At 74.1% G+C, this 16,262-nt stretch carries 9 protein-coding genes; 1 reads left to right on the forward strand and 8 read right to left on the reverse strand.

Annotation, left to right across the window (positions count from 1 at the left end; genetic code table 11):
- Positions 1 to 203: 203 nt before the first annotated feature.
- The 5 genes from GCU69_RS03115 to GCU69_RS03135 form a co-directional block, all read right to left on the reverse strand.
- Positions 204 to 911 (reverse strand): glycoside hydrolase family 12 protein, encoded by a 708-nt coding sequence (locus GCU69_RS03115; protein ID WP_098749845.1) that lies wholly within the window; start codon positions 909 to 911, stop codon positions 204 to 206.
- Positions 912 to 925: 14 nt separating this feature from the next.
- Positions 926 to 2,977: a beta-galactosidase gene (locus GCU69_RS03120; RefSeq protein ID WP_156205065.1), complete on the reverse strand. Its 2,052-nt coding sequence runs from the start codon at positions 2,975 to 2,977 to the stop codon at positions 926 to 928.
- Between the two features lie 402 nt (positions 2,978 to 3,379).
- Positions 3,380 to 4,366 carry a carbohydrate ABC transporter permease gene (locus tag GCU69_RS03125; protein ID WP_156205066.1) on the reverse strand — a complete coding sequence of 329 codons (987 nt, stop codon included), beginning with the start codon at positions 4,364 to 4,366 and terminating at the stop codon, positions 3,380 to 3,382.
- On the reverse strand, positions 4,363 to 5,346 hold the full coding sequence (locus tag GCU69_RS03130; RefSeq protein ID WP_235978181.1) for an ABC transporter permease: 984 nt from the start codon (positions 5,344 to 5,346) through the stop codon (positions 4,363 to 4,365). The genes GCU69_RS03125 and GCU69_RS03130 overlap by 4 nt, the downstream gene beginning before the upstream one ends.
- The gene (locus tag GCU69_RS03135; protein ID WP_156205067.1) at positions 5,343 to 7,040 is read right to left on the reverse strand and encodes a type 2 periplasmic-binding domain-containing protein; all 1,698 of its coding nucleotides are present in this window, start codon (positions 7,038 to 7,040) and stop codon (positions 5,343 to 5,345) included. The genes GCU69_RS03130 and GCU69_RS03135 overlap by 4 nt, the downstream gene beginning before the upstream one ends.
- A 279-nt stretch (positions 7,041 to 7,319) precedes the next feature.
- On the opposite strand from GCU69_RS03135, the gene GCU69_RS03140 reads away from it, so the two are divergent.
- Positions 7,320 to 10,313, forward strand: coding sequence for a glycoside hydrolase family 3 C-terminal domain-containing protein (locus GCU69_RS03140; RefSeq protein ID WP_156205068.1), 2,994 nt, complete (start codon positions 7,320 to 7,322; stop codon positions 10,311 to 10,313).
- A 539-nt stretch (positions 10,314 to 10,852) separates the two neighbouring features.
- Here the strand turns inward: GCU69_RS03140 and GCU69_RS03145 are convergent.
- From GCU69_RS03145 to GCU69_RS32460, 3 genes are all read right to left on the reverse strand, one after another.
- Entirely contained in the window at positions 10,853 to 12,298 is a 1,446-nt protein-coding gene (locus GCU69_RS03145) for an aldehyde dehydrogenase family protein (RefSeq protein ID WP_156205069.1), read from the reverse strand.
- Between the two features lie 190 nt (positions 12,299 to 12,488).
- Positions 12,489 to 14,129, reverse strand: a complete 1,641-nt coding sequence (locus GCU69_RS03150; RefSeq protein WP_156205070.1) for a PucR family transcriptional regulator — start codon at positions 14,127 to 14,129, stop codon at positions 12,489 to 12,491.
- Between the two features lie 118 nt (positions 14,130 to 14,247).
- Positions 14,248 to 16,262 (reverse strand): ATP-binding protein (locus GCU69_RS32460; protein WP_170315767.1); only part of this gene is annotated, 2,015 nt, incomplete at its 5' end.

A 16,262-nucleotide genomic window follows, 5' to 3' on the forward strand; every position in this document is an offset into this window, starting at 1 on the left:
CGGACGGCTCGGACCACCGTACGGACGGCCGGCGCGCCGCACCCGTCGGCGCACGGACAGCGGCGCGCTCCCCCCGTCAGGTGGTGGAGCGCGCCGCTGCCCTCGGACGGCGCGCGGTCAGTTCACGCGCCGCCGGCTCGGGGCCGGACCCCACGGTCCGGAGGCCGGTCCGGGCCGGAAGACGGTCCGGGCCGGGCGGTGGGTCAGCCGGAGGAGACGCCGAAGTCGTTGGTGGTGAACTCCAGGCCCCCGGCCGACGAGGTGATCTCGTAGCCGAACTGCACGTCGCCGATGGTCTCGTCGGCGGACATCCAGCCCTGCTCGGTGATCCAGTCCAGGACGGGCTTCATGTCGACCGTGCCGGAGGTGGAGTCCGAGGTGCGCAGGAACGAGTACACGTTGTTCGAGCCGTTGTCGCCCTTGTAGACGGACCAGCTGTGCCCGCCGAGCGCGACATCGGCCTGGTGCGAGCCGAGCGGGCCGACCGCGCCCGTCTGGTTGACCCAGAGCATGATCTCGTGGTCGTAGTCGGTGTCCCAGATGTCGTACGAGGTGTTGTACGCGCCGGAGGAGGGCACCGTGACGTCGTAGTGGCTGCTCAGCGAGCCGATGTCGGCGATGCGGCGGTTCACCACCTTCTTGGCGTTGGGGTAGGACTTGATGCCGCCGGTGTTCGGGTGGTCGGCGCGCACCCCCCAGTCGCTGAAGGAGTCCGCCCAGATCGTCTGGGACCCGGCGCCCGAGCCCCAGATGTTGTTGTAGAGGGTGTAGCCGCCGTTCTCCCAGGTGCCCCACTGTTCTGAGGTCTCCCAGGCCGCGGCCTGCGCCGGCGAGACGGCGAACGCCGCGGTGGCGGCCAGTGCGGCGACAGTGCCCAGGAAGGCCCGGCGGGTGGCGCGGCCGCGGGGCAGCGGACGGGGTCGGTTCACGGTGATTCTCCCTTGCTGGTGGGGGGACGGTGGTGCGCTGCCGCGGGCCGCAGCACTGCGGCTCCGTGGCGTTCGAGGTGGATTCCGGTCTCGTACTCCCGGCCGGTGAGCAGATCGGTGTGGGGTGCCGGGAGCCGGACGCCCGCCGGGGCGGGGCCGTGGTTGAGCAGGAACAGCAGGCCGCCGCGGCGTACGGCCTCCACGCCCGGGGGGAGGCGGGTGAGCGGAGGCAGTACGCCCGCCTCGTCCGCGGCGCGCGCGAGCAGGGCGCGCAGCGCGCGGGGTTCGGGGAGGGTGGTGACGTACCAGGCCGTGCCGAAGCCGTAGGCGTTGCGGGTGAGCGCGGGCCGGCCGTCGAGCTCACCGCCGGTGAGGCGGGCCGCGGGCTCCGCGGTGGTCAGGTCGAGGTCCTCGGACCAGAGGGTGCCGGTGAAGTCGGACAGGCCGGGGAGGGCGCTCTCGGCGGTGACGGTCTCGCCCTCGGCGAGCGGCCACCAGTCGTGAACGGTGCCGACGCCGAGGAGTTCGCGCAGCCGCGGGTCGACGCCGCCGGGGCGGACCCGGTCGTCCTCGTCGGTGACCCCGGTGAAGAAGCCGCACACGAGGGTGCCGCCCTCGCGGACGTAGGACGTGAGGTTGTCCAGGGCCGCGTCGGTGAGCAGTGACAGGTGCGGCACGGCGACGAGGTGGTAGCCGGAGAGGTCGGACTCGGGCCGGGCGAAGTCGGTGGTGACGTTCGCCTCCCACAGCGCCTGGTGCCAGGCGCGCAGCAGGGTCTCGCGGTCGAGCAGCGCGGACGGCCGGCCCTCGCCGAGCCCGGCCCACCAGGAGTCCCAGTCGTGCAGGACCGCAGCTCCGGCGGGCACCCCCGCGCCGGCGACGGCGGCGCCGATCCGGGCCAGGTCGGCGCCCAGTTCGCGGACCTGCCGGAACGTCCGGCTGTGCTCACCCGCGTGCGGCAGCATCGCCGAATGGAACTTCTCACTGCCCTGGCGGGACTGGCGCCACTGGAAGAAGCAGACCGCGTCGGCGCCGCGGGCCACGGCCTGGAGGGACCACAGCCGGGTCAGCCCCTCGGGCTTCGGGCGGTTGACGCCGCGCCAGTTGACGGCGCCGGCGGCCTGTTCCAGCAGTGCCCAGGGGCCGCCCGCCTGCGAGCGGGTGAGGTCCTGGGCGAGCGCGTTGTACGCGCCGGCGTGCGGGTCCGCGGGGTCGGGATAGATGTCGGCGGAGACCACGTCCTCGCGCTCCGCCCACCTCCAGCCGTCGACGCCGGGGAACAGCGGCATGAAGTTGGTGGTGACGGGGACGCCGGGGGCGTGCCGGCGCAGCACGTCGCGCTCCGCCTCGAAGCACTCCAGCAGCGCGTCGCTGGTGAAGCGGCGGAAGTCCAGCGCCTGCCCGGGACTGATCATGTACTGGGCCTGCCGGGGCGGGATCAGCTCCTCCCAGTCGCCGTAGCCCTGGCTCCAGAAGGCGGTGCCCCAGGCCTCGTTGAGGGCGTCGAGGGTGCCGTGGCGCTCGCGCAGCCAGCGGCGGAAGTGCCGGGCGGTCTCCTCGCACCAGCAGTGCGTGCCGTATTCGTTGCCGACGTGCCACAGCCGGAGCGCCGGATGGCCGGCGTAGCGGGCGGCGACGGCCTCGGTGACGGCCAGGGCGTGTTCGCGGTAGACCGGGGAGGAGGCGCAGAACTGGTTGCGGGAGCCGTACCAGACGGTGTTGCCCGCCCGGTCGCGCGGCAGCGTCTCCGGATGGCGGGCGCCCAGCCAGGGCGGCGGGGACGCGGTGGGGGTGGCGAGGCAGACACCGATGCCCGCGTCGTCCAGCAGGCCGAGGACGGTGTCCAGCCAGCCGAAGTCGAAAACGCCGGGGCGGGGCTCGATGCGCGCCCAGGAGAAGACGCCGACGGTGACGAGGCTGACGTCCGCCTCCCGCATCAGGCGCACGTCCTCGGGCCAGACGTCCTCCGGCCACTGTTCGGGGTTGTAGTCGCCGCCGAAGAGGACGCGGCCGCGGGTGGCGTCCTCCAGTCCGGGTCCGCGCTCCATCAGACGGGACCTCCGGACGGGAGGCCGGGCGGGGCGGTACGGGGGCCGACGGTGCCGGGCCCGGCGGTGCGGGAACGGGCGGTGCGGGAGCCGACGGTGCCGGGCGGGCCCTCGGCCGCGGTGCCGGCCGGGACGGGCCGCCGGCGGGGGCGCCCGGGGAACTCTGACATGGCCTTGCCCTTCTTCCGCTGGGTGGCGAACGGCGCCGGGGGCGGTGCCGCCGCGTCCCGTGCCGCCGTCGTGCGAGCGCGCGCCGGGTGCCGTGCTCCGGGGCCGTGCTCCGGGGCCGCGGCCCGGTGCCGTGCTCCGGCTGCCGTGCTCCCGCCCCGGGGGGCCCGGTGGTGCTCCGGGCCCCGCCCCCCGGGGGGGGACGGGGCGGGACCCGGGCGCTGTGCCGGGGGTTCAGCCCTTGATGGCGCCGGTGAGCATGCCCTTGGTGAAGTGCTTCTGGACGAACGGGTAGACGATCACGACGGGGATCAGCGCGAGGACCATCACCGCCATCTGCACGGCCAGCCCCGGGACCTGCTGGGTCGCGATCATCTGTGACATGCCCTGCGGGGCCTGCTGCTTGATGACCAGTTGGCGCAGGATCATCTGCAGCGGCCACTTCTCGGCGTCGTTGAGATAGATCATCGCGTTGAACCACTGGCTCCAGTAGCCGACCGCGTAGAACAGCGAGATGACCGCGATCACCGCTTTGGACAGCGGCATCACGATGCGCAGCAGGATGCGCCACTCCCCCGCGCCGTCGATCCGCGCGCTGTCGATCAGCTCCGGCGCGGTGCTCATGAAGAACGCCCGCAGCACCAGGATGTTGAAGACCGAGATCGCGCTGGGCAGGATCATCGCCCAGTAGCTGTCCTGCAGGCCGATACCGGTGACGAGCAGATAGGTCGGGATCAGCCCGGCGCTGAAGAACATCGTGATCAGCAGCACCATCAGGATCGGCCGGTGCGCGAAGGAGCCCGGCCGGGACAGCCCGTAGGCGCACAGCACGGACACGGTCATGCTGAGGACGGTGCCGACGAGGGTGACCAGCAGGCTGACGATCGCGGCGCGGGTGACGGTGCCGCCGCTCAGCAGCTCCTCGTACGCCTGGAAGGTGACCGTCCGGGGTATGACGACCAGCCCGCCCGCCTCCGTGATGGTCCTCCGGTCGGAGAGGCTGGTGACGATCACGACCCAGAGCGGCCCCAGGATCGCCAGGCACACCCCGAGCAGCGTGAGGCCCTTCAGGCCCTGGCCGACGGGGCTCGGGTCCTCCTCCCAGACGGGCCGCCCGGGGTTCCGCCGCGGCTGCCGGGGCGGGGCCGCCGGGAGCCCCGGGCCGTCCGCGGTCCCCGGTGCGGCGGCCTTCCCGGTCCTGCGCAGGTCCGTCACGCTCATTTGCGGTACACCCCCTGCTCGCCCAGCAGATGGGCGACCTTGTTGGCCAGCAGCACGAGTACGAGGCTGAAGAGGCCCTTGACCAGCCCGCCCGCGGCGGCGACCCCGTAGTCGCCGCTGGCGAGGCCGACCCACCACACATAGGTGTCGAAGACCTCGGAGGCGCCCGGGCCGACCGCGTCCCGCTGGAGCAGGATCTGTTCGAAGCCGACGGTCAGCGAGTCGCCGACGCGCAGCACCAGCAGCAGTGCGATGACCGGCCGCAGCGCGGGCAGCGTGATGTGCCACATGCGGCGCCAGCGGCCCGCGCCGTCGGCGGCGGCCGCCTCGTACAGGTCCTGGTTGACCGACGACAGGGCCGCGAGGAACACGATCACGCCCCAGCCGGCGTCCTTCCAGACCATCTGCGCGGTGACCAGGAACTTGAACGCGCCCGGGTCGGTCATCAGGTCGAAGCCCTCGTAACCGCGCGCCCGCAGCAGCTGGGAGAGCAGCCCGGCGCCGCCGAGCATCTGCTGGAAGACGGTGATGACCAGCACCCAGGAGAAGAAGTGCGGCAGATAGAGCACGCTCTGCACCACGCCCCGGAGCCGCTCGCTGAGCAGGCTGTTGAGCAGCAGGGCCAGCGCGATCGGCACCGGGAAGAACAGCACCAGCTGGAGGAAGGTGATGGCGAGGGTGTTCGCGCCGGCGTCCCAGAAGCGGCTGTCCTCCAGCAGCAGGGTGATGTTCTCCAGCCCGGTCCACGGGCTGGACCACAGCCCCGAGACGTACGGGTCGTAGTCCTTGAACGCGACCGTGATCCAGATCAGCGGGACGTAGACGAACAGCACCAGCAGGCCGACCGCGGGCAGCGCCATCAGCAGCAGCGAGCGGTCACGGCGCAGCCGGTGCCACCGGCCGCCGGGCGCGGGCGCCGGCGGGGCCGCGGGGGCCCGCTCCGGCGCGCTCGCCGTCCCGGGGCGCACGGCCTCGCTCACACCCCGCTGCCGTTCTTCTCCAGCAGCTCCGCGTACCAGTCGCGCAGCTTGTCACCGCCGCCCTTGCGCCAGTCGGACACCGCGTTCTGCACGTCGCGGAGCGACTTGCGGCCGCGCACGACGTCCTTGGCGAGATCCTCGAACGGGGTGGCGAGGGAGGCGTAGCGGTTGGGCTCCTGGATCTGCATGCCGAAGAAGAGCGGCTTGCGCATGTGCGCGCCCATCCGCTGCATCCAGCCGCAGTAGTCCTTCACCACCTGCGGGTGGTCGGGATAGGAGACGGTGGCCTCGGCGGAGACGATGAAGCGGTAGGTGTCCACGACCTCCTTGACCCCCAGCTCGGTCTTGACGGGCGCGCCGTCCCGGATCGTGTGGTGCTCGCCCTCGACGCCGTAGTCGACGAGCCGCTGCTCGCGGGTGCCGTACGGCGCCGCGATGAAGTCGGCGATCGCGAGGCACTCCTCGATCTGCGCCTTGGACAGCTTCTTGTTGAGGAAGGACCAGATGCTGGCGGGGGCGCCCTGGTAGATGACCGGGTCGCCGCCGTCGGGCCCGAAGAAGTCCATGGCCTGGATGACGAACTCGGGGTTGACGTCCTTCTGTTCCGCAGTGAGGCCGTACCACTTGGCGTCGCCGTCGTTCATCATCAGGGACTGGCCGGAGGTGAAGCGGACAGCGGCGTCGTTGGCCTTGCCGGCGACGGCGTCGGGGTGCACGACCTTCGCGGCGAAGAGCTTGCGGGTCCACTCCAGCGCCTCGAGGTAGGCATCCGTCTCGAACTTGTTGACGAGCTTCCCGTCCCGCTCCAGCCAGTAGTACGGCTTCTCGGGCGGGCAGCCGAAGATGATCTGCGCGGACCACCACATGTCCTCGCAGGCCCACACCCGGCTCTTGGGGCGGGTGATCTCCTTGGCGAGGGCCAGGAACGCGTCCGGGCTCTTCGGGACCTCGTAGCCCTCCTTCTCGAAGACGTCCTGGCGGTAGAACGGAACGACGCCGCCGAGCGGGCGGGCGGGCATCGGCAGGCCGCGGAGCCTGCCGCCGAAGACGGACATCTGCCAGGCCTCGGTGGGGATCGCGGCGAGGTTGGGGTACTTCTTCACCTTGTCACCGGACAGATACGGGCCGAGGTCCGCGAACTTGGCACTGATCGCGCCGTGGATCCGCCCGGCCATCTCCCACTGCGGGACGCAGACGATGTCGGCGACGTCGTCGGAGGCGAGGACGGCACCGAGCTTCTCGCCGTAGGTGTTGCCGTCCTGCGTACGCCACTGGATCCTCGCGCCGAGCGCCTCGTCGACCGCCCGGTAGTAGGCCGAGTCCTTCGGCGGCGGTGTGCCCCAGAGCGGGGTGTACGCGGTGTAGGTTCCGCCCTTGCCGGGCTTGCCGGAGACCGAGGCGGTGAGTTCCTCGGGCACCCGGGTGAAGCCGGGGCTGGAACCGTTGCGGCCGGGGATGTCCGGCTCGCTCGCCTTCGAGGCGACGTACGTGGGGAGCAGCTTCTTGAGGTCCTTGCCGCTGGTGGTTCCGCCCCGGCCGGTGCTCTCGGCCGCCCCGCAGCCGGTGAGCAGCGGGCCGCCCCCGGCGACCGCGGCGGCGGCCACCGCGGTGGAGGCGAGGAACGTCCGTCTGCTGTGCGGATGATGCGGCCGGCTCTGGGCGGAAACGGAGTCCGGAGCCTGGGAGTTCGGCATTGCGTCAACCCTTCGTGGCGTAGCCGCCGTACGACCAGTGGTCGAAGCGCTTCGATGTTGCGCCGAGGTTAAGTGCGGGGGTGGGGTGGCGCAAGGGTCGCTGCCGAAAAAACGCTTCCCTTCGCGGGAATCCACGGGTCGCGGACATCCCGGCCCATTCGGCCATTGCCGTAGAACGCCTTGACACCCCGTGGTGCGGACGCCCAGCATCGAAGCGCTTCGAATGCGCGCTGGACGCATCGGGGCACCCGGGCAGTGATCACGGAGGAGTCCTGATCCATGCGCAAACGCGCCGACGACCTGCTGAACCGGCTCTCGCTCGACGAGCGGATCGCGATGCTGCACCAGTTCGCGCCGGCCGTCGAACGGCTCGGGATCGGCGCGTTCCGCACCGGGCAGGAGGCGCTGCACGGAGTCGCCTGGATGGGACCGGCGACCGTGTTCCCCCAGGCCGTCGGGCTCGGCGCCACCTGGAACCCGGAACTGCTGCGCAGGATCGGCGAGGCCGTCTCCACCGAGGTGCGGGCCATGCGCTCCCGCGACCCGCGCGTCGGGCTCAACGTCTGGGCGCCCACGGTCAATCTGCTGCGCGACCCCCGCTGGGGCCGCAACGAGGAGGGCTACGCCGAGGACCCGGCGCTGACCGCCTCGCTGGCCGCCGCCTACACCCGCGGCCTGCGCGGCGACCACCCGGTGTACTGGCGGACGGCCCCGGTGCTGAAGCACTGGCTCGCGCACAACAACGAGACCGACCGCGACACCACTTCCTCCTCCGTGCCGCCGCGCGTGCTGCACGAGTACGACTTCGCGGCCTTCCGCGGGCCCGTCGAGGCGGGCGCGGTCGCCGGTGTCATGCCCGCGTACAACCTGGTCAACGGGCGCCCCAACCATGTCTCCCCGTATCTGCGGGAGGATCTGCGCCGCTGGACGGAGCGGCAGCTCGTCGTCTGCTCCGACGCGGGCGCGCCCTCGAACCTGGCGGACTCCGAGCGGTACTTCGACACCCACGAGGAGGCCACGGCCGCCGCGCTGCGGGCCGGCGTGGACAGCTTCACCGACCACGACCAGGACTCGTCGGTGATCACCGCCCGGGTGCGGGGCGCCCTGGAGCGGGGCCTCATCGACGTGGCGGACATCGACACCGCCGTCCGGCGGCTGCTCACCATGCGCTTCGCGCTGGGCGAGTTCGACCCGGAGCTCGACCCGTACGCCGGGACCGGGCCGGAGTCCTTCGACACCCCGGCCCACCGGCAGCTCGCGCGGGAGGCCGCGGAGCAGGCCGTCGTACTGCTGAAGAACGACGGCCTGCTGCCGCTGGGCGCCGCCGCCGGGGACCGCGACGGGGCGGCCCCCGGCGGCGGCACCGGACCGGGCTCCGGTGGCGCGACGGCCGTTCCCGGGGACACGGCCGCCGGCGCAGGCGGCGCGGCGGACCGGGTCGCGGTGGTCGGGCCGCTCGCCGACGTGTGCAAGCTCGACTGGTACAGCGGCAGTTTCCTCCGGCGCAGCACCCTGCGGGAAGCGCTCGTGGAACGGCTCGGTGCCGGGCGGGTGGTGTATGCCGACGGGGACGACCGGGTGCGGCTGCGGTGCGCGTCCGGCGGCTGGGTGTCCGTACCGGAGACCGCGGAGGTGTCCGCCGCGGCCGACGAGGGTTCGCTCAACCCCGCGCACGCGGAGGGCCGTACGGATCTGCCCCCGGTCACGGCGGGCGGAGACCCGGCCGAGCTGGCGCTCACCGACTGGGGCGGCGGCGTGCTCACCCTCCGCGCGCCGGACGGCCGCTGTCTGAGCGTGGCCGCCGACGGCTTCCTGCGGGCGTCCGCCGACCGGCCCGGCGGCTGGGTCGTCCAGGAGACCTTCGCCCTGGAACCGGCCCCCGGCAGCGGCGGGGCGGAGCAGGCGCTGCGGCATCTGGGCACCGGGCGGTACGTCACCGTCACCGCGGAGGGACTGCGGGCCGCGGCCGAGGACGCGTCCGGCGCGGAGCGGTTCGCCGTGGAGGTCACCGAGCGCGGCGAGGACGCGGTCGCGCGCGCGGCCGCCGGCGCCGGGACCGTGATCGTGGCGGCCGGGAACGACCCCTTCGTCAACGGCCGGGAGACCGAGGACCGGGACACCGTCGCGCTGCCCGGGCAGCAGGACCGGCTGTGGCGCGCCGCGCACGCCGCCAACCCGCGCACCGTGCTCGTCGTCAGCAGCAGCTACCCGTACGCGGTGGGCGACGCGCACGCCGCGCTGCCCGCCGTGCTGTGGACCGCGCACGGCGGACAGGCCGCGGGGACGGCCCTCACCCGGGTGCTGTTCGGCGACGTCTCACCGGCGGGACGGCTGCCGCAGACCTGGTACGCCTCCGACGCCGACCTGCCGGACCTGCTCGACTACGACATCATCGGCTCCCGCCGCACCTACCTCTACTTCGACGGCACGCCGCTGTACCCCTTCGGGCACGGGCTGTCCTACAGCCACTTCCGCTACGAGGACCTCGTCGTCGAGCGGGACGGCGAGGAGCTGACGGCCTCCCTCACCGTCACCAACACCGGTGCGGTGCCCGCCGACGAGGTCGTCCAGCTGTACGCCCGCGCCGTGGAGCCGCGTGTTCCGCGCCCGCACCGGCAGCTCGTCGCGCACGAGCGGCGGCGGCTGGAACCGGGCGTTCCGGAGCGGTTCGCGTTCACCGTCCCGTTGGCGGCGCTCGGCCACTGGGACGTGGCGCACGGCCGCCACACCACCGATCCCGGCCGCTACGAACTGCAGGCCGGGGCCTCCAGCGCGGACATCCGGCTCACGGCCGCGCTCACCGTCGACGGCCCGCCGCCCCAGCCCCGGCCGGTACTCGGCAGCGGGTTGGAGGCCGCCTGCTTCGACTCCTCGGCCGGCGCCGTCCTGGTGGACCGCAGCCGGGTGCGCGGCGACGCCGTCGCCCCGGCGGACGGCACCGTGCCGGCCCGGCTCGTCTACCGCGACTGCGACTTCGGCGGCGCCGGTACGGGCACGGGCGCGGGCCGGATCACGCTGCACGCCGCCCGCGAGGAGCCGGGGACCGCAGTCGTCGAGCTGGCGCTGGCCGACGGCACCCCGCTCGGTGAGGCCGAGGTGGAGTGCACCGGCAGCCGGTACTCGTACCGGCTGGTCTCGGTCACCCCGGCCGACGCGCCGCGCGGCGTACAGGAGCTGCACGTCACCCTGCGCGGGCCGGTGCGGCTCGCGCGACTCGACTTCGGCCCGGGGGGCGAACCGAGGGAGCCGTCCCCGGCGGCCGGAGGAAGCTGACCCGGCGCACCGCCGGCGCCGCCACCGGGCGGGTGGCGCGCCGGCGTCGCCGGGTCGGCCCCACTGCGGCCATGGAATGGCTCCGCGACGGCCACGGGTCGGCGCCGGGTGGCGGGTCCCGGTGCTGGAACCGGTCCGTCCGGCAGCCCGCGACGGTCCGCCCGGCCGGGGCAGCCGGGGAGGCCGCGTCCCCGGAGCTGCCGCGACGCCGGGAAGCGTTCCCGCTTCCGGAACGGCCCGGACCCGTACGGGCGTCCCCGCGGGCACCGCGGGGCGGGCACCGCGAGGCCTGTGCCGGTGCGGCCCCACACCCCACGGGAAGGGCCGCCGCGGACCACAGGTCCCCAGGCCGGGCCGGGACCCCGAGCACGAGCCGGGCCGGGCCGGGCCGGAGCGAATCGACAGGTTCATCAGCCGGTCCCGGACCACACGCCCGGCCGGAGCAACCGACAGGTCGTCAGCCGGCCCCGGACCACACGCCCGGCCGGTGACGGACCGCGGGCCGGGCCGCTGCGGACAACGGGCCCGGCCGTTGCGGACTACAAGTCCAGGCCGGTGAGGACCATGACGCGCTCGTAGGTGTAGTCCTCCATCGCGAACCGCACGCCCTCGCGGCCGACCCCCGACTGCTTGGTGCCGCCGTACGGCATCTGGTCCGCCCGGTAGGACGGCACGTCGCCGACGATCACGCCGCCGACCTCCAGCGCCCGGTGGGCCCGGAAGGCCGTCTGCACGTCGTGCGTGAACACGCCCGCCTGAAGGCCGTACTTCGAGTCGTTGGCCGCCGCGAACGCCGCTTCCTCGCCGTCGGCCCGGGTGAGCGTGAGCACCGGCCCGAAGACCTCCTCGCAGCCGATCCGGGTGTCCCGCGGCACGTCCTCGAGCACGGTCGGCGCGTACGAGGCGCCCTTGCGCTCGCCGCCGGTCAGCAGCACCGCGCCCGCCCGGACGGCCTCCTCGACCCAGGACTCGACCCGCTTGGCCGCGTCCTCGCTCACCAGCGGCCCGACATCGGTCGACGGGTCGGACGGATCACCCGTCACCTGCTTCTCCACGGCGGCGACGATCCGCGGCACCAGCCGGTCGTAGACGGTGGTGTCGGCGATGACCCGCTGGACGGAGATGCAGGACTGGCCGCCCTGGTAGTTGGAGAAGGCCGCGATCCTGGTGGCCGCCCAGTCCAGGTCCTCGTCCGAGGACCAGTCGGGGAGGACGATCGCCGCGCCGTTGCCGCCGAGTTCCAGGGTGGTGTGCTTGCGCGGCGCGGCGTCCAGCAGCGACCAGCCGACCGGCCCGGAGCCGGTGAAGGAGATCACCGGCAGCCGCTCGTCCTGTACGAGCGCGGGCATCCGGTCGTTCGGCACCGGCAGCACGCTCCAGGAGCCGGCCGGCAGGTCGGTCTCCGCGAGGAGTTCGCCCAGCAGCAGCCCGGACAGCGGCGTCGCCGGAGCGGGCTTGAGGACGATCGGTGCACCGACCGCGATCGCCGGGGCGACCTTGTGGGCGCACAGGTTCAGCGGGAAGTTGAACGGCGCGATGCCGAGCACGGCGCCGCGCGGGAAGCGGCGGGTGAGGGCCAGCCGGCCGACGCCCCCCGCGTCGGTGTCGAGGCGCTGCGCGTCCCCGCCGTTGAACCGGCGGGCCTCCTCGGCGGCGAACCGGAAGACGGAGACGGCACGGCCCACCTCACCGCGCGCCCACTTCACCGGCTTGCCGTTCTCCGCCGAGATCAGCCCGGCGATCTCGTCGGTCCGCTCCACGAGACGCCGGTGGACGTGGTCGAGCGCGGCGGCCCGTACGTGCGCCGGGGTGGCCGCGAACTCGGCGCGGACGGCGTCCGCCGCGGCGACGGCCTCCTCGACCTGGCTCTCGGTCGGGACGCTCACCGCGCCGACGAGGCGGCCGTCCCAGGGGGAGGTGACGTCGAACGTGTCTTCGCCGGTCGCCGGGCGGCCGGCGAGCCAGAACGCGTGGGTGTTGGTCACAGCGGATCCCGGCCCTTCGAGGTGGTGGGGATGATGCGGTTGCTCCTCACCCACCGTAGGGGCGGCACGGCGGAATGGCGTTTATCCGTGATGGAGTGGAGCTGCCGCGCCTTTGTCAGCTCCGGTGCGGTTCGCGGCGCCCCGGGCCCGCGGGACGCCCCGGTCCGGGCGGCCGGCGGGAACGCTGCCGTCAGTCGGTCACCTTCAGCGCCAGCCACAGCTCCATCCGGGTGTCCGGGTCGTCCAGGGAGCGGCCCAGGATCTCCTCCACCCGGCGCATCCGGTACCGCAGCGTGTGCCGGTGGACCCCGAGGTCGGCCGCGGCGGCGTCCCACTGGCCGTGCCGCGACAGCCAGGCGCGCAGCGAGGCGACCAGGTCGCCTCGGCCCTTCGCGTCGTGCTCGTACAGCCCGCGCAGCATGCCGTCCGCGAACGCCCGTACGGCGTCGTCGGCCAGCAGCGGCAGCACCGACCCGGAGGCGACCTCCTCGTGCTCCACCAGGGCGCGTCCCCGGCGGCGGGCCACCGACAGGGCCTGCTCGGCCTGGCGGTAGGCGGAGGCCGCGGCGATCGGGCCGGCCGGCGCGGAGAGGCCCACGACGAAGGCGTCCTCCGCCGCGGTGTCCCGCTGCCGCGCGGAGGAGCCGCCCCGGCGGCTGTCGAGCACCTCCGCCTCGGCCGCGCAGGCGGCGACGGCCGCGCCGCCGTCCGGGGCGAGGACGGTGAGCCGGCCGGTGTCGGGGACGACGAGGACGGCCTCGCCGGCGCGGGCGCCGGCCGCCTCGATGGTGTCGGCCAGGGCGGCGAGCGGGTCCGGGGCGGCCGGTTCGCCCGGCCACGTGTCGTTCCCGGCCGGGCTGTCGGCGGCTTCCGCGAGGATCACCCGGAACGGGGCGTCGAGCAGGCTGCCGTAGAGGCTTCCGGCCACCGCGCGGGCGTGGTCGGGCTGGCCGGCGAGGAGCATCCGGAGCACGGCGGCGCCGAGCCGCTGTTCGGCCTCGTTCAGCGCGCGTGACCGCTCGGTGGTGAGGGTCAGCAGGGCGACGGCGGAGTTCACTGCGTACCGCTCGGCGGTGCCCGGAGTGCCGCCGGTGCCGACCGCGAGAACGCCGCGGGACCGGCGCCCGGTGCCCAGCGACTGGAGTTCGACCCGGTCACCGCCGCCCCCGTCCCCGTCCCCGTCGGCGTCCGCGCCGCCGACGACGACGCTCGCGGGCGGAGGTCTCTCGCGCAGCCGTTCGACATCGGCGGTGAGCCGGGCGGCGCGTCTGGAGGCCCACTCGGGAGCGGCCGCGACGACGCTCCCGGAGACGTCGTAGAGCGCGGCCCAGCCGTCGACGTGCGCCGCCAGCTTGCCGAGCAGGGCGGCCGGTCCGTCGGCGCCGAGGGCCGCCCGGGTCAGTTCCCGCTGCGCCTCGAACCCGGCGGTCACGGCCTGGTACTGCTCGGCCGCGATCGCCGCCGAGACGGCCTTGCTGATGGCGATGAACGGGGTGCGGCGCGGCACCTCCAGCAGCGGCAGGTCCTCGGCCTCGGCCGCCTCGACGAGCGCCGGCGGGATGTCCTCGAAGTTGACGCCGACGGCGAAGCCGAGCCCGACGACGCCCGCGTCGACGAGCCGGCGGACGTAGCGGCGCATCACGTCGCGGTCCTCGGCGTCCAGCTTGAGCGCGGTGATCAGCAGCAGCTCACCGCCGTCGAGATACGGCACCGGGTCGGCCAGTTCGCTGACGTGGGCCCAGCGAACGGGTGCGTCCAGCCGGCCCTCCCCCGCGCGCACGCCGAGTTTGAGCGCGGAGTGCCCGACCAGGGAGGCGAGAGTGGGTGGCATGGCTCCTTCAGATCCGCCCGGGAGGCGCTGGCAACACGCCGCCTCGTATGAACCGCTTGCGCCAATTCTGCCTCAGCGGTGGAAAGGCCGGGAGCCAAACCCTGGCATTTGCCGGTGGCTACTGCCGCAAATTCACCAGCAGGGGTGGCGCATGTTCGCCACGGACCGTCGTCAGCGAGACCACCGCGTGCTCCGGCGGCACGGAGTGCGCCAGCTCGGACGCCGACCAACGCTCCCGTTCCACTTGCCTGACGGTGATGGACTCGCTGGTCACGGCCTTGCCGGTGACCAGCCGGCGCACGAAGTGCACGACCCGGGTCAGCGGCTCGTCGGCGATGATCTGCCGGTTGGTGACGTCACGGGCCTCCACCCACTCCTTCCCCCACACCTCGGCGAACCGGGCACCGTCCCAGGTCGTCACCCCGGCGAACGCCATCCGGCAGCCGACCGCGCCGAGCAGGGCGCTGCGCAGGTCCTCCGGGACGTCGTCCAGCGTGCGGAGCGTGAGCAGCACGCCCGCGTTGGCGGAACGCAGCCGCTGGATGCCGCGCAGCGCCTCGGCCGTGACCGTGTCGGACGCGTCGTCGAGGATCAGACAGGCGAACAGCGACCGGTCGGCACGGCCCGCGACACACTCGGTGAACTGCGCGAGCACGAGCCGGGCGAGGATGCGGGACGCCTCGGCGTGCCCCCGCTCCGGCAGGTCGATGCGCACCCGCAGCGGATGTTCGAGGGAGCGCAACGAGAACGGCCGGCTGTCGCCGCCGGTGGCGAAGAAACCGGCGAAGGCGGGCCGGTCCAGCAGCGCCAGGCGGTCCGCGAGCAGCGCGCAGGCGTCGTCGGAACGGCCCGAACGGCGTTCGCGGGCGTCGAGTTCGCGGGCCTGCGCGGTCTCCCCGGCGCCGTCGAGGGCGGCACGGAGGGCGTCGAGCGCGGCGGGCGAGCCGTCCAGCAGCTCGCGGAGCTCGGGCACGGACGGGAAGCGGCCGTAGGCGGCGCGGAACGGGCCGAGCAACTGTGCGAGCGCGGTGCCCGCCCGGCGCGCGCCGGCCGCGGTCCGGGCCGCGGCCAGATCACCGATGAGTGCCTCGGCGAGCACCGCGGCGGCCTCGTCCGGGTCCGTGGTGCCGCCGTAGAGGTCCAGGTCGTGGGCCGACTCGGGATGCCCGATCCGTACGACCACGTCGAACACCTCGTCGGTGGCCGGAACGGAGCCCGCCGCGCCGACGGAGACCACCGCGGCCTGGCCGGCCAGCGCCTGGAGGCACAGGGACTCCAGCACGGGCCGCACCAGCCGGGTCGTCTTGCCCGAGCCGGGCGGGCCGACGGCGAGGAGTGAGGTGCCGAGCAGCTCGGGCGACAGGGCGAAACCCGCGCCGCGCCGCTCGTACGGGTTCCGCTCGCCGTCGGCCACGGTGCCCAGCCGCACCTGACGGGCCACCAGGTCGTGCGGCGCGGTGCGGTACGGCAGGTCGCGTGCGCCGGACGGGTGCGCGCAGGCCGCCGCGCCCTGCCGGAGCACGGTGTCGGTGAAGGCGGGCAGCCGCTCCGGACGGCTCCGGACGGACTGCCAGGCGCGGGAGATCCGGGCGTGGTCGACGTCGGTCATCCGCCCGGCCCGGCTCTCCGCGGCGAGCCGCTCGGCGGCGTCGGGCGCCCCGCCGGAACGCAGCTCCGGCCACTCCACGGGGTCGGCCCCGGGCTCGGGGGCGGGCTGCGTTCCGGCGGCGTCGTCGCTCCGGAGCCGGGAGAGCGCGGGGGCGATCCAGCGGCGGTGGATCTCGGCCCAGACCCGGGAGAGCGCGGGGGCGATCCAGCGGCGGTGGATCTCGGCCCAGCGGCCGAGACGGCCGAAGACGACGACGAGGAGCGCGGTGAAGAGGAGCACATAGATGTTCGAGGCCCAGACCGCGGGCATGCTGTCGCCCTTCGCCCACGACGCGGGCGTCAGGAGATCGAGCGGCCAGAGCCAGTAGCTGCCGAGGTAGCCGTTGAAACACAGCGACCACACCAGCCAGCCGCACAGGAACGAGATCAGCGCGCCGCTCAGCAGCGAGCGGCCCGGGATGCGGTCCGGCTCCCGCGGCGGCCTGGGGCGGTGGCCGAACCGCCAGACACCGGGCGCGGCCGCCG

The organism is Streptomyces lycii (assembly GCF_009735685.1).
In the GTDB taxonomy this organism is placed as follows: domain Bacteria; phylum Actinomycetota; class Actinomycetes; order Streptomycetales; family Streptomycetaceae; genus Streptomyces; species Streptomyces lycii.

What these genes read in the sequence shown, in the direction of transcription:
- GCU69_RS03120 (WP_156205065.1), bottom strand. Translation starts at nt 2,977, where the DNA reads ATGGAGCGCGGACCCGGACTGGAGGACGCCACCCGCGGCCGCGTCCTC.
- GCU69_RS03125 (WP_156205066.1), bottom strand. Translation starts at nt 4,366, where the DNA reads ATGAGCGTGACGGACCTGCGCAGGACCGGGAAGGCCGCCGCACCGGGG.
- GCU69_RS03135 (WP_156205067.1), bottom strand. Translation starts at nt 7,040, where the DNA reads ATGCCGAACTCCCAGGCTCCGGACTCCGTTTCCGCCCAGAGCCGGCCG.
- GCU69_RS03140 (WP_156205068.1), top strand. Translation starts at nt 7,320, where the DNA reads ATGCGCAAACGCGCCGACGACCTGCTGAACCGGCTCTCGCTCGACGAG.
- GCU69_RS03150 (WP_156205070.1), bottom strand. Translation starts at nt 14,129, where the DNA reads ATGCCACCCACTCTCGCCTCCCTGGTCGGGCACTCCGCGCTCAAACTC.